The organism is Limnohabitans sp. TS-CS-82 (assembly GCF_002943475.1).
The window spans coordinates 38023-58078 of sequence record NZ_PTQX01000024.1; the positions used below are offsets into that span (position 1 = coordinate 38023).

Genomic DNA, 20056 nt, shown 5'->3' on the forward strand with positions numbered 1-20056 from the left:
CATCAGTTGTTTGGCAGCGTCAACACGCCTGCGGCCTGCAAGGCCTCAAGCTGGCTATCGCTCATCGCTAAAAGCTCTTGCAGCACAGCGCGCGTACCTTCACCCAATGTGGGTGGCGCGCTGCGTATCGGCAAGCGTTGGCCATCCAAACGGTAAGGTGGTGCAAACACGGGCGTGGTGCCCACCTCTGGATGCGGCATGTCTTGCACCATGCGGCCACGGCGTGAACGCTCGCTTGTCAGTGCCTCATGCAAGCCAGCCACTTTGCCGCAGGGAATACCAGCTGCCGTCAGGCGCTCTAACAACACTTCTCGCGGGAACGACTGAATCAAGGCTTTGAGCATGGGCCCCAACTCTTTGCGGTTTTTGGCCCGCTCGACGTTGGTGGCAAACAGCGGGTTCTCCACGATGTCTGGACGCAAGATGACTTGGCGACAAAACTTATCGAACTGCGCGTTGTTGCCCACAGCAATGATCAGCGGGCCATCTGCTGCTTCGTACATGCCATAGGGCACGATCGAGGGATGTGCGTTGCCATAGCGCTCAGGGTCGCGCCCGAGATGCAAGGCATCTAAGCCGTAATAGCCAGAGACAGACAAACCGCAGTCATACAAGGCCATCTCAATGAGTTGGCCTACACCACGACGTTCACGACGCAACAGTGCCGCCAAAATTGCTTGAGCCGAATACATGCCCGTCATCAAATCGACCACAGCCACGCCAAACTTCAAGGGTGGCATATGCGCATCGCCATTGAGGGCCATTAAGCCAGCCTCGGCTTGAATCACTAAGTCGTAGCCGGGTCGACGCGCTTCGGGGCCACTGGTGTCGTAACCGGCTACTGCGCAGTAAATCAAATCGGGCTTGATGGCTTTGAGCTGATCGTAACCAATGCCAAGTTTTTCAGCCCCGCCTGTTTTGAAGTTGTGAATCACCACATCGCACTGCGGCAGCAAGGCATGGATGATTTTCAAACCTTCGGGGGATTGAAGATCCACCGTGATGGACCGCTTGTTGCGGTTCATGCTGTTGTAGTAAGTCGTCTCGGTCTTGCCAATGCGAATACCCCAATCGCGCGTATCGTCGCCGCGACCTGGGTGCTCTACCTTGATCACCTCCGCACCAAAGTCACCCAAGACCATGCCACACATGGGGCCAGCAAACACACGCGAGAGATCCAGCACACGAATGCCCGCTAAAGGCAAATCGTGTTCTGGATGTGAAGTAGATGTGCTCATTCGCTGACCTGACGTAATGGGGTGTAGTTGGGTGATCGCTTATTCAGAAAGGCGTTGATACCTTCCAAAGCCTCATCGCCACCCATGGCCTCGACCATGGACTGCGCTTCGAGCTCAAGCTGATCTTCTAAAGAATTACGCATGGCGTGGCGGCACAAGTTTTTGATGCGGCTCATCGCCTTTTGTGGACCTTTTGAAATGTCAGTCGCCAAAGCCGTAGCCGCTGCCAGGGCCTGGCCAGACTCCACCAGTCGATTGACAGCACCCAAGGCGTGCATCTGCTCACCACTGAGGGGGGCACCGGTCAAACACAACTCGGTCAAGACTTGACGAGACACAAACTCAGCCAAGAAAGCGGTTGCACCACCATCAGGCGTGAGGCCCACCTTCACATAGGCCACGGTGAACTTCGCATCTTTGGCAACCACCAACATGTCGCATGCCATGGCCAACGAAAGCCCTGCTCCTGCGGCTGCACCTTCTACGGCTGCAACCACCGGCTTGGGGCAATCACGCACTGCACGAATCAAATCATGCAAGCCTTCAAGTCGCACACGACGCTCCTGCAGAGGCAACTCACGACGTTTGGCCAATTGACGCAAGTCCCCGCCAGAACAAAAGTGGCCGCCCTCGCCTGTGAGCACGATGGCCCCCACCGATGAGTCACTGGCTGCATCACGCAACGCATCGGTCACAGCGGTGTAGAACTCAAAGCTCAAGGCATTGCGAGCAGCCACGTTGTTATTGGATAAAACCAAAACAGCGCCTTCGCGACGGGTGACTAAAACTTGCGACATGGATTTCCTAACTCAGTGTGTTTGGCTCAAAGCGATGAAACGCGCCAAGTGATGGTCCTCGTCACCAAACTCATGGTCAATCATCACCAATCGCTTGGCATAGTGGGACAGGGGTAATTCCCAAGTCATGCCAATGCCGCCGTGCAACTGAATGCTTTCCTCTGCCACCAGCGTGCCAATGCGACCAATGCTGTACTTCGCAGCAGATAAAGCTTTCTCTCGCATCACGCGACCATCCTCATCAATGGCGGCCGCTGCATTGATAACGGCCGAACGCGCTTGCTCCACCTCCAGCAGCACATCGACCATGCGGTGCTGTAAAGCCTGAAAGCTACCAATGGGCGCTCCAAACTGTTTGCGTGTGCGCAGGTATTCCAAGGTTTGGTCTTTGGCCACATCCATAGCGCCCAAGGCTTCGGCGCACAAGGCGAGCAATGCATAGCCGCGCACACGTTCAAGCACTGCATAGCCTGCGCCCTCTGATCCCACCAATGCATCGGCAGGTACTTGAACATGATCAAACACCAACTCCGAAGCACGGCCGCCATCAATGCGGTTGAACGATCGGCGTGAGATGCCAGCCGTCTGACCCGACACGAGGAACAAGCTGATGCCTGCTTCACTGCCAGTCTCACCCGAGGTGCGCGCAGACACCAACAAGCAATCGGCCTTCTCCCCAAAACTCACCAAGCCCTTCACACCGTTGAGCACCCAATGCGTGCCCTCACGTTTGGCGGTGGTGGCCACATGGTTCAACTCATGGTGCGCGCCTGGTTCGTCATGCGCCAAAGCGGCAATGGCTGTGCCGTCCATCAAACTCTGCAGCTGTTCTTTTTGGGCATCACTGCCCGCCAGCATCAAGGCACGCCCCACCAACAAAGCGCCCAACAAGGGTTCGGGCACGATGCCTCGGCCCAAGCATTCAAACACCACACTGATGTCAAAGCCTGCGCCCGCAAAGCCGCCCACCTCTTCTGGAAATAACGCGCCGATGGTTCCCAACTCGGCCAGCTGTGCGTACAACTTGGGGCTGTGCCCTTCAGCGCCATAGGCAATCTGGGTGCGTACGTCTGCGCCGTATTTCTCTGACACAAAACGGTTCAGGCTGTCCATCAGCATGCGGCGATCTTCGGTATGTTCAAAATTCATTTTGTTATTCCTTTCACACGCAGCCAGCCATCAAAGGCCCAAGATCATTTTGGAAATGATGTTTTTCTGAATCTCATTCGAACCACCAAAGATCGACAACTTGCGGTTGTTGAAATAAGACGATGCAGCCTTCGCTGAAGCCTCATCACCCAAAGGTGATTCAGCATCGGACACGTCTTGCAAATAAGGTGCGGCATAAGGCCCCATGGCACGACGCGTCAACGACAAAATTTCTTGGCGAATCTCTGTACCTCGAATTTTTAGCATCGAGCTTTCAGCGCCTGGCGCCCCCCCACCCGCCACTGCCGCAATGACGCGCATGTTGGTGGTCTTCATGTTCTCGAGGTCAATCTCCACCTTGGCCATGCGTGCAGCAAACAAGGGGTCTTGCGACAAAGGCTTGCCATTGCAATGCACGCGGTCGGCCACCAGCTTCAACTTTTCTAAGCCCGCCACGGAGAAGCCCACACCTGCAATATTGGTGCGCTCGTAGGTGAGCAAATATTTGGCGTACGTCCAGCCTTTGTTTTCCTCACCCACCAAGTTAGCCACTGGCACTTTGACGTCGGTGAAAAACACTTCGTTCACTTCATGCGCGCCATCCAAGGTGATGATGGGGCGTATTTCGATACCGGGCGATGTCATGTCCACCAGCAAAAAGCTAATGCCCGATTGCGACTTGGCTTCGCGGTCTGTGCGCACGAGGCAAAAAATCATATTGGCGTATTGACCCAGCGTGGTCCATGTCTTTTGGCCATTGACGATGTAGTGATCGCCATCACGCACCGCGGATGTTTTGACCGACGCCAAATCAGAACCCGATCCTGGCTCAGAGTAGCCTTGGCACCACCAGTCCGAACCATCCAAGATGCGTGGCAGCCAATGTGCTTTTTGCGCTTCGCTACCGTATTTCATCAACACCGGCCCGAGCATGCTCACACCAAACGGCACGATGCGCGGTGCATGCGCCAAAGCGCATTCGTTTTCAAAAATGAATTTCTCAACAGCATGCCAACCTGGGCCGCCCCACTCTTCGGGCCAATGGTTGGCCAACCAACCACGCGCATGGAGCTTGGCGTGCCAGCCCTCCATCTCGGCCTTAGACAAATGTTGGCCCGCAGCCACTTTGGCAGACAACGCAGGCGACAGGTTCTGTGCCAAAAAGGCACGCACTTCTTCGCGGAACGCTTCTTCTTGAGGGGTAAAGTTCAAATTCATGTCAGTCCCTTGGTCAGAATATTTCGAACAAGCCAGCAGCGCCCATGCCACCCGCGATACACATGGTGACCACGCCCCACTTGGCTTTACGACGCTTGCCTTCTAACAGAATGTGCCCCGCCAAACGTGCGCCCGTCATGCCAAACGGATGACCTAAAGAAATCGCGCCGCCATTCACATTCAGCCGTTCATCTGGAATACCCAAGGTCTTTTGGCAGTAAATGGATTGCGAGGCAAAGGCTTCGTTGAGTTCCCACAAATCAATGTCGTCCACCGTCAAGCCATGACGTGCCAACAGCTTTGGCACGGCAAACACGGGGCCAATGCCCATCTCGTCAGGTTCACAGCCGGCCAGCGCCATGCCACGAAATGCGCCCAAGGGCTGCAAGCCCAATTGCGAAGCCAGCTTCGCATCCATCATCACGCAGGCAGATGCACCATCTGACAGTTGCGATGCATTGCCCGCTGTGATGAATTGCCCTTCACCACGCACGGGCGGCAACTTAGCCAACGACTCATAGCTGGTACCTGGACGGTTGCTCGTGTCGTGGTCGACCGTCACTTCTTGGTAAGACACTTCTTTGGTGTCTTTGTTGGTCACGGCCATGGTGGTGGTGACGGAAATGATTTCTTCCTTGTAACGACCGGCTGCCTGTGCCTCTGCTGTTTTGCGTTGGCTCTCGACTGAGAAATGGTCTTGGTCTTCGCGGCTGATGTTGTAGCGCTTGGCCACAATGTCTGCGGTCTCAATCATGGGCAAATACAAGTCAGGCTTGTGCTGCGTCATCCAAGGGTCAATGCCATCGTCCACCGAGGTTCCGGGGCCTCGGCGCAAACCTGAAATGCTTTCTAAGCCACCGGCCACCATCACGGGTGCACCGTCCACCACGATGCGCCCGGCTGCCGTGGCAATGGCTTGCAAACCCGATGCGCAGAAACGGCTCACGGTGGCACCTGCAATTTGCAAAGGCAAACCCGCACGCAGCACACTGGCGCGTGCCACGTTGCGGCCCGTGCGTCCCTCTGGATAACCGCAGCCCAGAATCACATCTTCAATCAACTGGGCCTCAACACCAGATCGTTGCACAGCGGCTTTCACTGCATGCGAAGCCAACTCTGCACCAGAGATGGCGTTGAACTCACCACGGTGCGACTTCGTCAGTGGTGTACGAGCCGTGGAAACAATGACCGCTTCACGCATACAAATCCTTCAAGTAATGTCTGATCAGCGGTTCAAGCTGTCAAAGTTTTTGCCGTCTTTCACCAACTGCACCAGCAATGGCGATGCTTGCCAAAACAAGGGGTCTTGCTTGGCAAACTCATGAATGTCTGCCAAGATTTTTTCTAAGCCCACCATGTCGGCGTACTTCATAGGGCCACCGCGATAACGCGGGAACCCGTAGCCATGCACAAACGTGACGTCTACATCCAAGGGACGCAGCGCAATGCCTTGGTGCACCACATTCGCGCCCTCGTTGACCATGGCCGCCATGTATTTGCGAACAATCAACTCTGGCGTCAACGCACGCGGTTGGATGTTGGCGCGCACACGCTCAGCATCAATGATGTGCAGCACCTCGGGGTCTGGCACACCTGTGCGTGAGCCTTCGGGGTAGAGGTAATAACCGCGCCCCGTTTTCTGACCAAACCAGCCTCGCTCGCAAATGCGATCGGCAATTTGCACATAACGTGCCTTCGGGTCGCGCGTGGCGGCACGTCGTTTGCGCGTGGCCCAGCCAATATCACCGCCTGCCAAATCTGACACTTGGAATGGCCCCATGGGGTAACCAAACTCGCGCATGGCTGCATCAATCTCATAGGGTGAGCAGCCGTCTTCCATCATGTGGTCTGCCGCAGCGCGGTACACCGCCAAGATGCGGTTACCAATGAAGCCATCGCACACACCCGCACGCACCGGTACTTTCTTGAGTTGCGTGGCCAAACTAAACGCCGTGGCCACCACGTCTGCGCTCACCTTTTCTGGCACCACGATTTCAAGCAACTTCATGATGTTGGCGGGTGAGAAAAAGTGCAGGCCAATCACATCTTGCGGGCGCGAAATACTGCCAGCGATTTCATTGATGTCCAAATACGAGGTGTTGGTCGCAATCACCGCATTGGGTTTGCACACGCGGTCAAGCTCTGCAAACACAGCCTTCTTGACCGACATTTCTTCAAACACCGCTTCAATCACCAAATCGGTTTGCGCCAAAGCGTCGTAGTGTGTGCTGGTGCTGAAACGCGCCATCACTTGCGATTTGGCTTGCTCGGTCATGCGACCCTTGGTGATCAAGCCGTTGTAGACCTTCTCGACGTTGTGTCGGCCTCTGGCCACAGCTTCGTCGTCGCGCTCAATCATGGTCACAGGCAAACCTGCATCCAACACCGACACCGCGATGCCCGCACCCATCGTGCCGCCACCAATCACCCCCACACTCGCCACTGGACGAGGGGCTACGCTTTTCACTTCTGGCACTTTCACCACTTCACGCTCTGCAAAGAAGGCATGAATCAAACCTGCACGCTGTGGGCTGTCAATGCATTGCAAAAACAATTGGCGCTCGTTGGTCAGTGCGTCGTCAAACGGCATTTGTAGGCCTGCACGCACCGCCTCAATCACCTTGAGTGGCGAGAACAAACCACGCGATTTCTTTTCGACATCTTTTTGGATTTTTGCGAGCACTTCCAACTGATGGTCGTATCCCACTTTGAACGCATCCAAATCGCGCGTGCGTCGAACAGGCGCACCGTCGGCCAGCAACGCGCGTGCAAAGCTCAGGCCCGCTTGCAGCACATCCGCACCTTCGCCCAACTGGTCAACCAGTTTGCAGTCCACAGCTTCTTGGGCTTTCATGTGTCGGCCACTGAGCATCAACTCCACTGCGGCTTCCACGCCCATCAAGCGAGGTGCGCGTTGCGTACCGCCTGAGCCTGGCAGCAAACCCAGTTGAACTTCAGGCAAACCCAGCTTGGCATCGGGCATAGCCAAACGGTAGTGAGCGGCCATGGCCACTTCTAAACCACCACCCAATGCGGGGCCGTGAATAACAGCCACCACAGGCTTGGTGCACGCTTCGATTCGATTACATACCTCGGGCAAGATGGGATGCATGGGCGGGCGACCAAACTCACGAATATCCGCCCCCGCAATGAATGCTCGGCCCGCGCCCAACAGCAGCAAGCCTTTGACACCGTCATCCGCTTCGGCCTCGTCCATCGCAGCCATCAAACCACGGCGCACATCCACGCTGATGGCATTGACGGGAGGGTGGTCAATCGTGACGACCAGCAAGTCGCCATCTTTGGCTGTGCGAACAACGGTCGTTTCAGAATGGGTAGTCAAACGGAGTCTCCTCATTGTTTTTGTCTTTGATACGCTAGTTTGGCAGATAATATTTCTTGACAATATCAAACTTTATTGACGCTATGTCAAAGAATATTTACTAATGACCGTCGATTTCGCCTCTCTCACGCTTTTGGTCGACATCATTGACGCGGGCAATCTCAGCAAGGCCGCCAGCAAGCTGAAGATGACCCGCGCCAATGTGAGCTACCACCTGCGCCAGCTTGAAAAAACCATGGGTGCCGAGCTGATACGACGCACCAGCCGACGCATGGAACCCACCGAACTGGGCTGGCGGCTGTGCGAACACGGGCGCGCCATTCGCAACGAAATGGCCAGCGCCCACGAAACCGTCACCAACTTGGGCCAAGGCCTGCAGGGTCGTGTGGGTATCAGCGTGCCCAGTGGCTATGGCCACATCGTGATGACGCCTTGGTTGGTTGAGTTCAAAAAGCTCTACCCCGGCGTGGTGCTAGATGTGGTGTTTGAGAACCGAATCGACAACTTGCGTGACGACGTAGACATTGCCATTCGCGTGCTGCCCCAACCCCCAGAAACCATGGTGGCCAAAGACATGGGCACGGTGCGTTACTTGGCCTGTGCGTCCAAGGCATTTGCCCAACAACACGGCATGCCCACCGAGCTGTCGCAACTGCGCACACAACCCATCATCACCGCTAACGTGGTGGGGCGCCAACTGTCGTTGCGTGCGTACCGAGGGGAAGAGCGCCAAGAGGTGATGCTGACGCCCACCCTGATTTCAGACCACTACCCGTTTTTGAAAGAAGTCATTCTGGGCGGCTTGGGCATTGGCTTGATGCCCGACTACATGGTGGCCGATGTGATTGCCAATGGCGAAGTAGTGACCAGCCTAGATGATCACCGCCTGAGCATCTTTGGCACAAACATGTATCTGCTTTACCTGCCATCGCGTCATCGCACCCGTGCGATCAAAACTTGCATCGACTTCTTGGTCAAGAAAGCCAACACGCACGAATCGTAGCAAGGGGAAATCAGGGTGTTGTTTTGAGCAAGGTCTGGATGTCTTGCGCCAACACTTGGGGGCCTACACCATAGCGGCTGTAAAGACGCAAGTTACCTTGCGTGTCATACACATAGCTACCCGCCGAGTGGTCCATGGTGTAACTGGTGGGCGTTTGCCCCTCCACCTTTTTGTAATAAATCTTGTAGTCCTTGGCGACCACCGCCAATTGCTCAGGCGTCGGAATGAACGCCACAAATGTGGGATCGAAGTTGGCCATGTAGGCCTTGAGCAACTCGGCGGTGTCGCGCACAGGGTCTACCGTCACAAACACACCTTGAAGTTTGTCGCCATCAGCCCCCATCAAGCGCTTGACTTCAGCCAGCTCCACCATCGAGGTTGGACACACATCGGGGCATTGCGTGTACCCAAAAAACAGCACCACCACTTTGCCTTTGAAATCAGAAAGGCTGCGACTTTGGCTGTTGTGGTCGGTCAGGGTGAAGCCCTTGGCGTAGCCGGCGCCCGTGATGTCAATGGCGTTGAACTTTGGCTTGTCAGGGCTGCACGCCGCCAAGGCAAGCACAGCCAAGGCAGCCAAGAAATATCGGCGTGTGTGTAAAAACATCAGAGGTAATGGTCAATCAAAAGCGCTGCAAACAACAGGCTGAGGTGAATCAAAGAAAAGCGAAAGGTCTTGCGTGCCAGCTCGTCCGAGTAATTGCGCCACAAGGCCCAACCATAGCCGCAGAACCCTAAACTCAAAATCACCGCGCTGACCAAATACAGCCAGCCACTCATGCGATACACAAAGGGCATCAAACACGCGGCAAACAACACAAAGGTGTAGAGCAAAATTTGCAAACGCGTGAACTCGTTGCCGTGCGTCACAGGCAACATAGGCAGCCCTGCTTTGCGATAGTCCTCCACGCGATACAAGGCCAAAGCCCAAAAATGCGGCGGCGTCCACAAGAAAATGATGAGAAACAAAATCAAAGCCTCGGGGCTCACCTCGCCAGCCATTGCTGCCCAGCCCAACACCGGCGGCATGGCCCCTGATGCACCACCAATCACAATGTTTTGCGGTGTCAACGGCTTCAAGATCACGGTGTAAACCACCGCATAGCCCACAAAGGTAGCGAACGTCAGCCACATGGTGAGTGGGTTCACCCACACATACAAAATCAGCGAACCTACCGCGCACATGAGCGTGGAAAAAAGCAAGGTTTCGCGGTCACTCAACTCGCCTTTGGCAGTGGGTCGCCAGGCCGTGCGTTTCATGCGTGAATCAATGCCTTTCTCCACCAAGCAATTGAACGCGGCTGCGGCTCCAGCCACAAACCAAATGCCCAAACATGCCCACAACGCCAATTGCATCTCGGGCCAAGACGGCACACCAGGCACAGCCAACACCATGCCGATCAGGGCACAAAACACAATGAGTTGAATCACACGCGGTTTGGTCAGCGCATTGAACTGGCGCAAACGAGACATCAGGGGGAAAGCGAGGCTCATAAACGGGGTCTCTTCACAATCAATTCAACACCGTGCTGCGCGAGGCACGCGCACCGGTCAAAATCCACATCAACACCACCACCAGCGCCGCAGCGCCACCGGTGTGCAACACAGCAGCAACCAAGGGCCAATCGAAGACGACGTTCGACAAGCCCGTGAGCAGTTGCAGCAACAAGCAAGCAAGCAACACATGCGCGGCGGTCTTCAGGGCCAACACTCGGCGCAAAGACAAGGCCAAGCCCGTCAGATAAACCAACACCACATAGGCAGCCAAACGATGCACATAGTGAATGGCCGTGAGCGACTCAAACACCAACGGCTGACCCGATGCGTCAAGACCTAAATGTCGCCACAAGGTAAAGCCCTGCTCAAAATTCATCAGTGGCCACCAACTGTTTTGACAGAGTGGAAACGTGTTGCATGCCAGCACCGCGTAGTTGGTGCTGACCCAACCGCCCAACAAAACCTGCACCGTCAACAACAACAAACCCAGCAGCGTGGCACCAAATAGCGCAGGACGCAACAAAATGGACTGAGTACGCGCACTGTCCAAACGTTGGCGTTGCACCTGTAGGGTGAGCAAAGCGAGTAGCACCAAGCCGCCCATCAAGTGCAAGGTGACGATGAGCGGAAACAGTTTCATGGTGACAGTCAAAGCGCCAAACGCGCCTTGCACTCCCACCCAAACCAAAGTGAACGTGGGCCACAGAACGCCAGAGGTTTCATCGCCACGCCTGCGGCGCACCCATGCGAAGGCAGCCAACGTCAAGATCAAACCACCCACAGCCATTGCCATGTACCGATGAATCATTTCAATCCAAGCTTTGGTGTGCGTCACAGGACCATCAGGCATTTGGCTCTGCTCTAGGGCAATCGCAGACTGAGCGCCGACCGGGCTGGCGTGGCCATAACAACCCGGCCAGTCGGGGCAGCCCAGACCTGAATCGGTCAAGCGCGTGAACGCACCAAACAACACCAAATCAAAGGTGATGAACAAAGTGATCAAAGTCAGCGCTTGCACGCGGCGTGCCGTGGACGCCTGCGGATTGCGCAGCCACACCCAACACAGCGGCACCATGGCGACCAAGGCGCCCATGATGAGCAAGTGCAACAAAGGCGTGAGGTTGTAGAGGCTCTCAGTCATAGCTCTGTCTGATTTAGCGTCCCGCCTCGTCCCACGAGGCGGCAGCGCGCAACAAGCGCTCAATGTCACGCTTGGTTTTCAAAGCTGCTTCAGGGCTGAGTTTCGCTGGAAAGCGCATCATCCATTGGCCGTGCGGGTCGACCAAATACAAATGGTCTTGCAAAGCTTGTCCTTGTGCGGGTTGCAGCCATTGCGCCAACGCCTCTTCGTTCACACGCAGCACCGTGGCTTCTTTCAGGCCTGGTGTGATGCTGCTGGGAATGTCTGCGTTGTCATGGATCAACCACACCCAATCGGTACGCGCACGGTCTTTACCAAGGCCCGCCAAAATTTGACGCTGCAAATACAGCTGCTGTTGGCAATCGGCTTGGCAATTGCCACCATTCACGCTGATCAAAAGCCATTGGCCTTTGAGCGATGGCAACTGCACACCATCGCCATTCAGTGCTCGCGCTGTCACATCAGGCAAGGCGCGTACGGGTTCAATCAAATCGCCAAAATTGCGACGCCCCTCGGGGCGCACCACGTAATACGTGAAATATGAAGCCACCACAGGTGCTGCACACACGAGCAACACCAAGATCATTCGTAAACGGCCCATGGCTGTGCGCTTGGCGTCGGTGTGCAAGGCATCGGCGGGTGAAGGCAAGTCATACACCGTCATGCCCAAGGGCTGCTGAGATTTAGAGCGAGGAACGTCTTGCATGTCGATAAGGTTGAATGAATTGGAACCAAATGTAGAGCATCAGCTGCAGTGCAGCGAGTGCAAACCATTGAAAGGCATAAGCTAAGTTTTTTTCAACACCCGCCGTGATCTCAGGCCACTCACGCAGCAGACCATCGGAAGCAGCGTCGGTTTGTAAAACCACAGCGGCGAGCGCACCACCGGTGTCAGAGGCATAAGCATCTAAATCCAGATTTTGCCGAATCTTAGATACCCCTGATGCTGTGCTTGTTGCTTGCGGCTCTTGACTCAATGCCATCAAGCGAGAAGGCGGCGGGGCTATACGGCCATTCACTTGCACCCAACCACCTGGTGTTTGAATCGCGGGCAGCAGCGTTCGGTCCAACTGATGACGTGGCACCCAGCCACGCTGCACCAGCACACGCGTCGAGGCATCCAGCTGCAAAGGGGTGAGGACCCAAAAACCAGCGCGACCGTCCATGGCCCGATTGTCCAAATAGAGGGTGTGCTCAGGCAGCCATTCACCTTGCAACACCACGCGTTGATGCAGCGATTTGAAGTACGAAGGCTGGCCCAACACAGCGGCCGTGTCCAGAACAGGCTCCGCCATTTGAGCCATGATGGCCGCATGGCGTTGCTCCTTTTCGGCAGCACGCGATAGCTGCCAAAACCCCAATCGCGCCGTCAACACCACACCGACCAACATAGCCAATGTCACCCAAGCAAAAGCACGGTGACGTGGAATAGAGATAATGGTGGCCATGAAATTCATTGTTGCACTCGCCTTCTTAGCCATCCTCGCCAGCTTGGGCTCCGCCTTGGTCTTCATGATGCGCAATGGGCGCAGCGGTGAGACCAAATCGGGGCAGATGGTGAAAGCCTTGGGGCTCAGAGTCGGTATTTCAATCGTCTTGTTTATTTGTGTGTTGATTGGCTGGCAGCTAGGTTACATACAACCCACCGGCATTGCTGCAGGCCAATAAATTTCAGCCAACAAAAACAAAGGCCGCGCATGCGGCCTTTGTCACGTCTGGGTGTTGTCTTACAGCCAGTACACCAATATGTATAAACCCAACCAGACCACGTCTACAAAGTGCCAGTACCAAGCGGCACCTTCAAAGCCGAAATGCTTGTCCGCTGTGAAGTGGCCTTTTTGCAAACGCAAGGTGATCACCAACAACATCAACATACCCAAGAACACGTGAAAACCGTGAAAACCTGTGAGCATGTAAAACGTTGAACCATACACACCCGAGGTGAGCTTGAGGTTCATGTCGCTGTAGGCATGGGCGTATTCATAGCCTTGCACAAACAAGAACACCACGCCCAACAACACCGTGAGCCACATGAACTTGATCGTGGTGTCGCGCTTGTTTTGAATCAACGCGTGGTGCGCGATCGTCAGCGTCACGCCCGATGTCAACAACAAGGCGGTGTTGATGGTGGGCAACCAGAACGGTGTCATCACTTGGAAGGGCTCAATGATGCCTGCAGGTGAAGCTGTCATGCCTGCCGCAGCTGTGGGCCACACGGCTTTGAAATCAGGCCATAGCAAGGCGTTGTCCAAGCTACCCAACATCGGCACAGAGTGCGAGCGAGCCCACCACAAAGCAGAAAAGAAAGCACCAAAGAACATCACTTCAGAGAAGATGAACCAGCTCATGCTCCAGCGGAATGACAAATCGATTTTGTGACCGTATTGACCGCCTTCGCTTTCGGAAATGGCATCGCCGAACCATTGGTACAACACACCCAGCCAAAATGCAAGGCCAAAGAACAGGCAGTACTTGCCCCACTCTGCCCCATTGATCCATTGGCCTGCGCCAAGGATCACAAAAAACAGTCCCAAAGCAGCCATCGCCGGATGGCGTGACTCACCAGGTACGTAGTAGTAAGGCGTTGAGCCGTGTGAGGTGCTACTCATATCCACTCCTTCATTATTTCGCAACGACCAGATTGACCAAAACGATCAAGCTGATGACAAACACAAAAACTGCAACCAAGCCCACACCCAGCACATGCAAGGGCGTGATCTTGTCGATATCTTCTTGGAACTCGCTACTTTTGCGAATTCCCAAAAATGACCATGCCACCGCCTTGACCGAACGCATGAGCGAGGTTTTGTTACTCATACGCCCACCTTGACTTGGCGCGGCTCATCCAAAGCAGCCGTAGGCGCTGCAGGGGTTTTGGAGCCGACTTCAAAAAAGGTGTACGACAAGGTGATGGTGGTCACATCTTTGGCTAACTTGGGATCAATCACAAACACCACGGGCCACTGCTTTTTCTCGCCAGGTGCCAAGGTGTATTGGTTGAAACAGAAACATTCCAATTTATTGAAATGCGCTGCCGCTTGGCGTGGCGCATAACTCGGAATGGCTTGGGCAGACATGACGCGGTCTTGCACGTTTTCAAACTCGTACATGACCGTCATCATCTCGCCGGGGTGCACTTGCAAAGAGCTTTGCGCAGGCTTGAACTTCCAAGGGCCACGTGCATTGGCATCGAACTCGACCGTGATGGTGCGGCTCGTGTCCACTTGCGTGTTTTTCGCTTTGGCACGTGCGTTGCCAGAGCCTGGAATTTCGCGCTCGCCCAAAGCCAAGATGTTGATGCCTGTGAATTCACAAATTGCTTTGTACATGGGCACCAAGGCATAACCGAACGCAAACATGCCAGCCGCCACGACGACGAGCTTTTTGAACATCAACAAGTTATGACGAGGTGAGGCCATGGCTTCAGCGGTTCAACAACATGACTTTGACAAAAAATCCGACAAAGAACACCACCGCCACAGAGACCAAAATCAGGCCCAAGCGGAGGTTGTTTTTGCGTTGATCTTGCGTCATGTTCAACCAATCACGCGAGTTGCTGTGGCATCCAGCTTGGGTGGGGTCTCAAAGGTGTGGAAAGGTGCAGGTGAAGGCACTTCCCATTCCAAACCTTCAGCCGCTTCCCAAGGCTTGGCAGCCGCTTTCTCGCCGTGACCGCGCATCGCTGGCAACACCACAAACAAGAAGAAGTACACCTGCGCAAAACCGAAGAAGAACGCACCGATCGATGCCACTGCATTGAAATCAGCAAACTGCATGGGGTAGTCAGCGTAACGACGAGGCATGCCAGCCAGCCCCAAGAAGTGCATCGGGAAGAACGTGACGTTGAACGAAATCAAGGTCCACCAGAAGTGAATTTGACCGCGCGTTTCGTTGTACATCACGCCGGTCCATTTGGGGCACCAGTAGTAGAAGCCAGCGAACATGGCAAACAACGAACCCGCCACCAGCACATAGTGGAAGTGAGCCACCACGTAGTAGGTGTCTTGCACCTGCGTATCAATCGGCGCCATCGACAGGATCAGGCCCGTGAAACCACCCATGGTGAACACAAAGATGAAGCCCACAGCAAACAACATGGGTGTTTCAAACGTCATGGAGCCGCGCCACATGGTGGCAATCCAGTTGAACACCTTCACGCCTGTGGGCACAGAGATCAACATCGTGGCGTACATGAAGAACAACTGGCCGGTCACAGGCATGCCTGTGGCATACATGTGGTGCGCCCAAACGATGAACGACAAAATCGCGATCGACGATGTGGCGTACACCATAGAGGCGTAACCAAACAACTTCTTGCGAGCAAATGCGGGCACGATGTGGCTGATGATGCCGAAGGCCGGCAAGATCATGATGTAGACCTCAGGGTGACCGAAGAACCAGAAGATGTGCTGGTACATGATGGGGTCACCGCCGCCAGCGGGGTTGAAGAAGGTCGTGCCAAAGTGGCGGTCAGTCAGCGTCATGGTGATCGCGCCAGCCAACACGGGCATGACAGCGATCAACAAGTAAGCCGTGATCAACCAAGTCCAGACAAACATAGGCATCTTCATCAAGGTCATGCCTGGCGCGCGCATGTTCAGTACGGTCACGATGATGTTGATGGAACCCATGATGGACGACGCACCCAACACGTGCATGGCAAAAATACCAGCGTCCATGGAGGGGCCCATTTGCAGGGTCAGCGGTGCATAAAGCGTCCAACCCGCAGCGGGTGCACCACCTGGCATAAAGAACGAGCCCGCCAACATGGCAGCCGCAGGAATCATCAACCAGAAGCTGAAGTTGTTCATGCGGGCAAAGGCCATGTCAGACGCGCCGATTTGCAACGGAATCATCCAGTTCGCAAAACCCACGAAGGCGGGCATGATGGCGCCGAACACCATGATGAGTCCATGCATGGTGGTGAGCTGGTTGAACAACTCGGGGTTGACCAACTGCAAGCCGGGCTGGAACAGCTCAGCGCGAATCAACAGCGCCAAGACGCCACCGATGATCAGCATGGTAAAAGCGAACAACAGGTACAAAGTACCAATGTCTTTGTGGTTGGTGGCGTACACCCAACGACGCCAGCCGTGAGGCGCGCCGTGGTGGTCATCGTGACCGTGGCCGTGGGAATCGAGTACTGCGCTCATGATGTGTTCCTTCTAAACGCTAGTTTTAACGGGCGGCCTTGACATCGGCAGGCTGAACCAGCTGGCCGGTCTTGTTGGACCAATTGTTTTTCGTGAAAGTAATCACAGCGGCAATGTCTGTGTCACTGAGTTGCTTCCAAGCAGGCATGGTCAGATTGTTTTGGCCGTTCAACAACACTTTGATCTGCTTGTTCTTGTCAGCATCCAACACCACGGCAGCGCCGTCGAGTGGTTTGATGGGGCCAGCGCCCTTGCCATTGGGTTGGTGGCAAGCGGCACAGTTAGCCGCATACACCTTCTCACCACGCTTAGACAAATCGGCCAAATTCCAAACCTTAGAAGGGTCGTCCATCTTGGCGGCCATCTTCTTTTGCTCTGTAGCCACCCAGGCACTGTAGTCAGCGGCACTGAGCACCTTCACATGAATCGGCATGTAGGCGTGCTCTTTGCCACACAACTCTTGGCATTGGCCGTAGTAGTCGCCCACCGCTTCTGCACGGAACCAGGTGTCACGCACAAAGCCGGGAATCGCATCTTGCTTGACGCCGAGGGACGGCACAGCAAACGCGTGAATCACGTCATTGGCGGTGGTGATGATGCGCACCTTCTTGTTGACGGGCACCACCAGTGGGTTGTCCACTTTCAACAGGTAGTTGTCAATGTCCACGCCCTTGGCGCCGTTGTTTGACATTTCGCGCTGCTCGTTGTCGAGCGTCGAAATGAAAGCAATGCCCTCGCCTTGGCCTTTGATGTAGTCGTAGCCCCACTTCCACTGGTAACCCGTGGCTTTGATGGTGAGGTCAGCATTGGATGTGTCCTTTTGAGCCACCACCGCTTTGGTGGCAGGTAAGGCCATCAAGATCACGATGATGAAAGGAATGACGGTCCATGCAATTTCGACCTTGACCGATTCGTGAAAGCTGGCCGACTTGTGCCCCACCGATTTGCGGTGCTTCCAGATGGAATAGAACATCACACCGAACACCGCCACAAAAATGACGGTACAGATGATGAGCATGAACCAATGTAACCAGCCTTGCTCAATGGCAATTTTGGTCGCGCCAGGTTGGAGGTTCAGTTGTCGAACGCCAGGGCCACCTGGCAAATCGTTCACTGCCCAAGCCGCTGTACTCGCCCATGCGGCGAGAAACAACACACCTGAAGTCAACTTTTGTAAAAGATTGTTCTTCATCACTTTGATTGCCTCAATGTTTTTTATCTTTCGGACTACAAACGCCGCCAAACATTGAGTTAACTCAAGCTGTCTTGGTGGAATTTGCGCTACAAGCTTCCATTTAAAATCATACAGAGCGAGCACTAGGGGATTGCCCTAGTAGGGTTCGCATGTCTTGCAACGACACCGAACTGTGCTGCTCTACTTTCAGGCGTGGCAATGGCTTCAAAGCGTGGCCATAAATAACTTCAACCGTCAATGTCAAACGCCCATCTTGCTGTGGTTTAGCCAACAATAACAGCGCATTCTCGAACCGCGCCAACCACTGTTTACCACGCAGACCAGCAAAGCGATCACGGTGTAAGTTGCGGCCCAGCAAGCGAAAGTCGGCAATCAAGCTTTGCGTCGATGCATAGGTCAACGTGATGCGCTCCATGTCCATCACGGGCTCTGCAAATCCAGCTTGCACTAGCATGTCACCCCAGTCATGCATATCGGTGAAACTGTGGCATGCAGGCGGCCAACCTTGATTTTGGTACACCTCAGCCAGCTCACGCAGTGTGTCCGGTCCGAGACACGAGAACATCAAAAAGCCATCCACAGCTAACAGTTGGTGCCATTTCCGCAACAAAGTTTGCGGATCTTCGCTCGTGTGCAACGCCATATTGGCCCACAACATATCGGCGCTGCCTGGCTCTGATGCACCAAATGTCAAAGCATCCTGCTTCAACCAGCGCCGCCACCAAGGCGCTTGCAGTGCCTGGCGCGCCAACTGTTCACGTTCAACACTGGTTTCCAACACTTGGCAATGCGCCTGCGGGTAACGTGCACTTAGCTTGGCGTGCGTTTGCAGGCCGCCACTCACAGGCGCCCAATCCACCCAAAATTTGGGTTGTAAGCGAATCCACTGCAAACGGTCTTCCATGCGACGGCCAATTTCCTCGTTCAGCCAAGGCGAAGCCGCATGTGGCCATGCGGCCCAACGGGCGCTGGCCACAGGGTCAAGTGAGGGGGGCGTATCAGGCGAAGACGGTTCAGACATGGTCCCTATTATCGACACCGTGTCCTTCGCAAACATTGCGCTGTGCTTCAACCCAAACCAGCGCAATGTCTTTCCAATGCGGGGCATGTTGAAGCTTCCAAGTGTTTGTCATATCTGCCATCGCTGGCCCAGCCAGCCTTTATGCGCGCCCTGTGTCGAGCGCTTTGCCCAGCCCACGCTGCGCTGCCCCACCTGCGCCCTCACCCTCACACACGCAAGCTGCCGCAACTGCGCCCAGCACCCAAGCCCGCTAGACGCCTGCGTGGCCGCCGTGAGCTACACCTTTCCATGGGCAGGCTGCATTGCACGCTTTAAGTTTCAAGCCGACCCCAGCCTCGCCTACGCCTTGGCCCACCTCATGCGTCACGCCCCATGGGTTGAGCCCGCGTTAGATGAGGCCACCCTCGTAGTGCCTATGCCCCTCTCCCACTCCCGCCTGCGCGAACGCGGCTTTAACCAAGCCCTCGAACTGGCTCGCCACTTGGCCACACACAAAACCAACGCCCACACCTTACTGCGCCGTGGCGACAGTGCTCATCAAGTTGGGGCCCCACGTCACGAACGGCTAGAGCATGTGCGGGATGCGTTTTGGGTATCGCCCGACCGTGTGTCTGCCGTGCGCAGTCAGCGTGTGGTGCTGGTAGACGATGTGATGACCACGGGAGCATCCATGTACGAGGCGGCGCGAGTGTTGAAGGTTGCGGGTGCGGTTCACATCACTGGGCTGGTCCTCGCACGCACAGAAGAACGCGAAGCGCATCACTAATGCTCTCCAATCAGCCTAGCAGCACCTCGCGCATGCAAGACAATAAGCGCATGTTCCACATCGTCCTCGTCCACCCCGAAATCCCGCCCAACACCGGCAACGTCATCCGCTTGGCAGCCAACACCGGTTGCACATTGCATTTGATTGAGCCTTTGGGCTTCTCGATGGAAGACAAGCACATGCGCCGCGCGGGCTTGGACTACCACGAGTACGCGCCCGTGCTACGCCACGCCGACTGGTCCACGTTTTTGAACGACGCCAAACCCGACCCCGCGCGTATGTTTGCGATGACCACCAAAGGCTCCAGCACCGCGCATGACACCACCTTTCAGCCCGGCGATTGGTTTGTATTTGGGTCTGAGACCAGCGGCTTGCCTGTGGACATACGCGAAAGCTTTCCACTCAGCCAGCGCCTGCGCCTGCCCATGCGTGCCGACCAGCGCAGCTTGAACCTGTCAAACTCGGTAGCCGTCATCACCTACGAAGCTTGGCGACAAAACGGGTTTGTGGGCAAGGCTTAAGCGTCAAGCCTTAT

The 20056-nt window shown here is 55.3% G+C and carries 22 protein-coding genes; 4 read left to right on the plus strand and 18 right to left on the minus strand.

The genetic code is table 11. From position 1 onward, the window contains the following. Positions 1-2: 2 nt before the first annotated feature. Genes C5F52_RS28765 through C5F52_RS28790 form a run of 6 tightly spaced genes read right to left on the minus strand, consistent with a single transcriptional unit; the run spans position 3 to position 7760 of the window. Entirely contained in the window at positions 3-1238 is a 1236-nt protein-coding gene (locus C5F52_RS28765) for a CaiB/BaiF CoA-transferase family protein (protein ID WP_104801793.1), read from the minus strand. Further along, complete coding sequence (locus C5F52_RS28770) at positions 1235-2035, minus strand: oxepin-CoA hydrolase, alternative type (RefSeq protein WP_104801794.1); 801 nt, start codon at positions 2033-2035, stop codon at positions 1235-1237. The genes C5F52_RS28765 and C5F52_RS28770 overlap by 4 nt, the downstream gene beginning before the upstream one ends. Positions 2036-2047: 12 nt before the next feature. After that, positions 2048-3184, minus strand: coding sequence for an acyl-CoA dehydrogenase family protein (locus C5F52_RS28775; protein WP_104801795.1), 1137 nt, complete (start codon positions 3182-3184; stop codon positions 2048-2050). A gap of 30 nt (positions 3185-3214) precedes the next feature. Further along, a complete protein-coding gene (locus C5F52_RS28780) occupies positions 3215-4402 on the minus strand; it encodes an acyl-CoA dehydrogenase family protein (protein WP_104801796.1) in 1188 nt (395 codons plus the stop codon). 13 nt (positions 4403-4415) lie between these two features. Beyond that, positions 4416-5603 (minus strand): acetyl-CoA C-acyltransferase, encoded by a 1188-nt coding sequence (locus C5F52_RS28785; protein WP_104801797.1) that lies wholly within the window; start codon positions 5601-5603, stop codon positions 4416-4418. Between the two features lie 24 nt (positions 5604-5627). Beyond that, entirely contained in the window at positions 5628-7760 is a 2133-nt protein-coding gene (locus C5F52_RS28790; RefSeq protein ID WP_104801798.1) for a 3-hydroxyacyl-CoA dehydrogenase NAD-binding domain-containing protein, read from the minus strand. Between the two features lie 88 nt (positions 7761-7848). Here C5F52_RS28790 and C5F52_RS28795 point away from each other — a divergent pair, with 88 nt between their 5' ends. Beyond that, entirely contained in the window at positions 7849-8748 is a 900-nt protein-coding gene (locus C5F52_RS28795) for a LysR family transcriptional regulator (protein WP_104801799.1), read from the plus strand. Positions 8749-8758: 10 nt separating this feature from the next. Here the strand turns inward: C5F52_RS28795 and C5F52_RS28800 are convergent, their stop codons facing one another. Genes C5F52_RS28800 through C5F52_RS28820 form a run of 5 tightly spaced genes read right to left on the minus strand, consistent with a single transcriptional unit; the run spans position 8759 to position 12834 of the window. Continuing rightward, positions 8759-9355 carry an SCO family protein gene (locus C5F52_RS28800; protein WP_104801800.1) on the minus strand — a complete coding sequence of 199 codons (597 nt, stop codon included), beginning with the start codon at positions 9353-9355 and terminating at the stop codon, positions 8759-8761. Then, positions 9355-10242 carry a heme o synthase gene (cyoE, locus tag C5F52_RS28805; RefSeq protein WP_104801801.1) on the minus strand — a complete coding sequence of 296 codons (888 nt, stop codon included), beginning with the start codon at positions 10240-10242 and terminating at the stop codon, positions 9355-9357. Before cyoE ends, C5F52_RS28800 begins: the two co-directional genes overlap by 1 nt. A gap of 19 nt (positions 10243-10261) precedes the next feature. Beyond that, positions 10262-11386, minus strand: a complete 1125-nt coding sequence (locus tag C5F52_RS28810; protein ID WP_104801802.1) for a heme A synthase — start codon at positions 11384-11386, stop codon at positions 10262-10264. A gap of 13 nt (positions 11387-11399) precedes the next feature. After that, positions 11400-12092 carry a hypothetical protein gene (locus tag C5F52_RS28815; RefSeq protein WP_236658044.1) on the minus strand — a complete coding sequence of 231 codons (693 nt, stop codon included), beginning with the start codon at positions 12090-12092 and terminating at the stop codon, positions 11400-11402. After that, the gene (locus C5F52_RS28820) at positions 12070-12834 is read right to left on the minus strand and encodes an SURF1 family protein (protein WP_104801803.1); all 765 of its coding nucleotides are present in this window, start codon (positions 12832-12834) and stop codon (positions 12070-12072) included. Before C5F52_RS28820 ends, C5F52_RS28815 begins: the two co-directional genes overlap by 23 nt. Here C5F52_RS28820 and C5F52_RS28825 point away from each other — a divergent pair. Further along, on the plus strand, positions 12833-13054 hold the full coding sequence (locus C5F52_RS28825; RefSeq protein ID WP_104801804.1) for a twin transmembrane helix small protein: 222 nt from the start codon (positions 12833-12835) through the stop codon (positions 13052-13054). The two genes, C5F52_RS28820 and C5F52_RS28825, sit on opposite strands and share 2 nt — an antisense overlap. 59 nt (positions 13055-13113) lie before the next feature. On the opposite strand, the gene C5F52_RS28830 is transcribed toward C5F52_RS28825, so the two are convergent. From C5F52_RS28830 to C5F52_RS28855, 7 genes are all read right to left on the minus strand, one after another. After that, positions 13114-13995, minus strand: a complete 882-nt coding sequence (locus tag C5F52_RS28830; protein ID WP_104801805.1) for a cytochrome c oxidase subunit 3 — start codon at positions 13993-13995, stop codon at positions 13114-13116. Positions 13996-14008: 13 nt separating this feature from the next. Then, on the minus strand, positions 14009-14203 hold the full coding sequence (locus C5F52_RS28835; RefSeq protein WP_104801806.1) for a DUF2970 domain-containing protein: 195 nt from the start codon (positions 14201-14203) through the stop codon (positions 14009-14011). Beyond that, positions 14200-14805, minus strand: coding sequence for a cytochrome c oxidase assembly protein (locus C5F52_RS28840; protein WP_104801807.1), 606 nt, complete (start codon positions 14803-14805; stop codon positions 14200-14202). The genes C5F52_RS28835 and C5F52_RS28840 overlap by 4 nt, the downstream gene beginning before the upstream one ends. A gap of 4 nt (positions 14806-14809) precedes the next feature. Next, positions 14810-14920: a cytochrome oxidase small assembly protein gene (locus C5F52_RS30320; protein WP_236658045.1), complete on the minus strand. Its 111-nt coding sequence runs from the start codon at positions 14918-14920 to the stop codon at positions 14810-14812. 2 nt (positions 14921-14922) lie between these two features. Beyond that, positions 14923-16539 carry a cytochrome c oxidase subunit I gene (ctaD, locus tag C5F52_RS28845; RefSeq protein WP_104801808.1) on the minus strand — a complete coding sequence of 539 codons (1617 nt, stop codon included), beginning with the start codon at positions 16537-16539 and terminating at the stop codon, positions 14923-14925. A gap of 25 nt (positions 16540-16564) precedes the next feature. After that, the gene (coxB, locus tag C5F52_RS28850) at positions 16565-17731 is read right to left on the minus strand and encodes a cytochrome c oxidase subunit II (RefSeq protein WP_104801809.1); all 1167 of its coding nucleotides are present in this window, start codon (positions 17729-17731) and stop codon (positions 16565-16567) included. A gap of 109 nt (positions 17732-17840) precedes the next feature. Continuing rightward, a complete protein-coding gene (locus C5F52_RS28855; RefSeq protein ID WP_104801810.1) occupies positions 17841-18755 on the minus strand; it encodes a trans-aconitate 2-methyltransferase in 915 nt (304 codons plus the stop codon). A gap of 85 nt (positions 18756-18840) precedes the next feature. Between C5F52_RS28855 and C5F52_RS28860 the strand changes: the two genes are divergently transcribed. Beyond that, positions 18841-19521 (plus strand): ComF family protein, encoded by a 681-nt coding sequence (locus tag C5F52_RS28860; protein WP_236658046.1) that lies wholly within the window; start codon positions 18841-18843, stop codon positions 19519-19521. A gap of 50 nt (positions 19522-19571) precedes the next feature. Further along, on the plus strand, positions 19572-20042 hold the full coding sequence (gene trmL, locus C5F52_RS28865) for a tRNA (uridine(34)/cytosine(34)/5-carboxymethylaminomethyluridine(34)-2'-O)-methyltransferase TrmL (protein ID WP_104801824.1): 471 nt from the start codon (positions 19572-19574) through the stop codon (positions 20040-20042). Positions 20043-20056 lie beyond the last annotated feature (14 nt).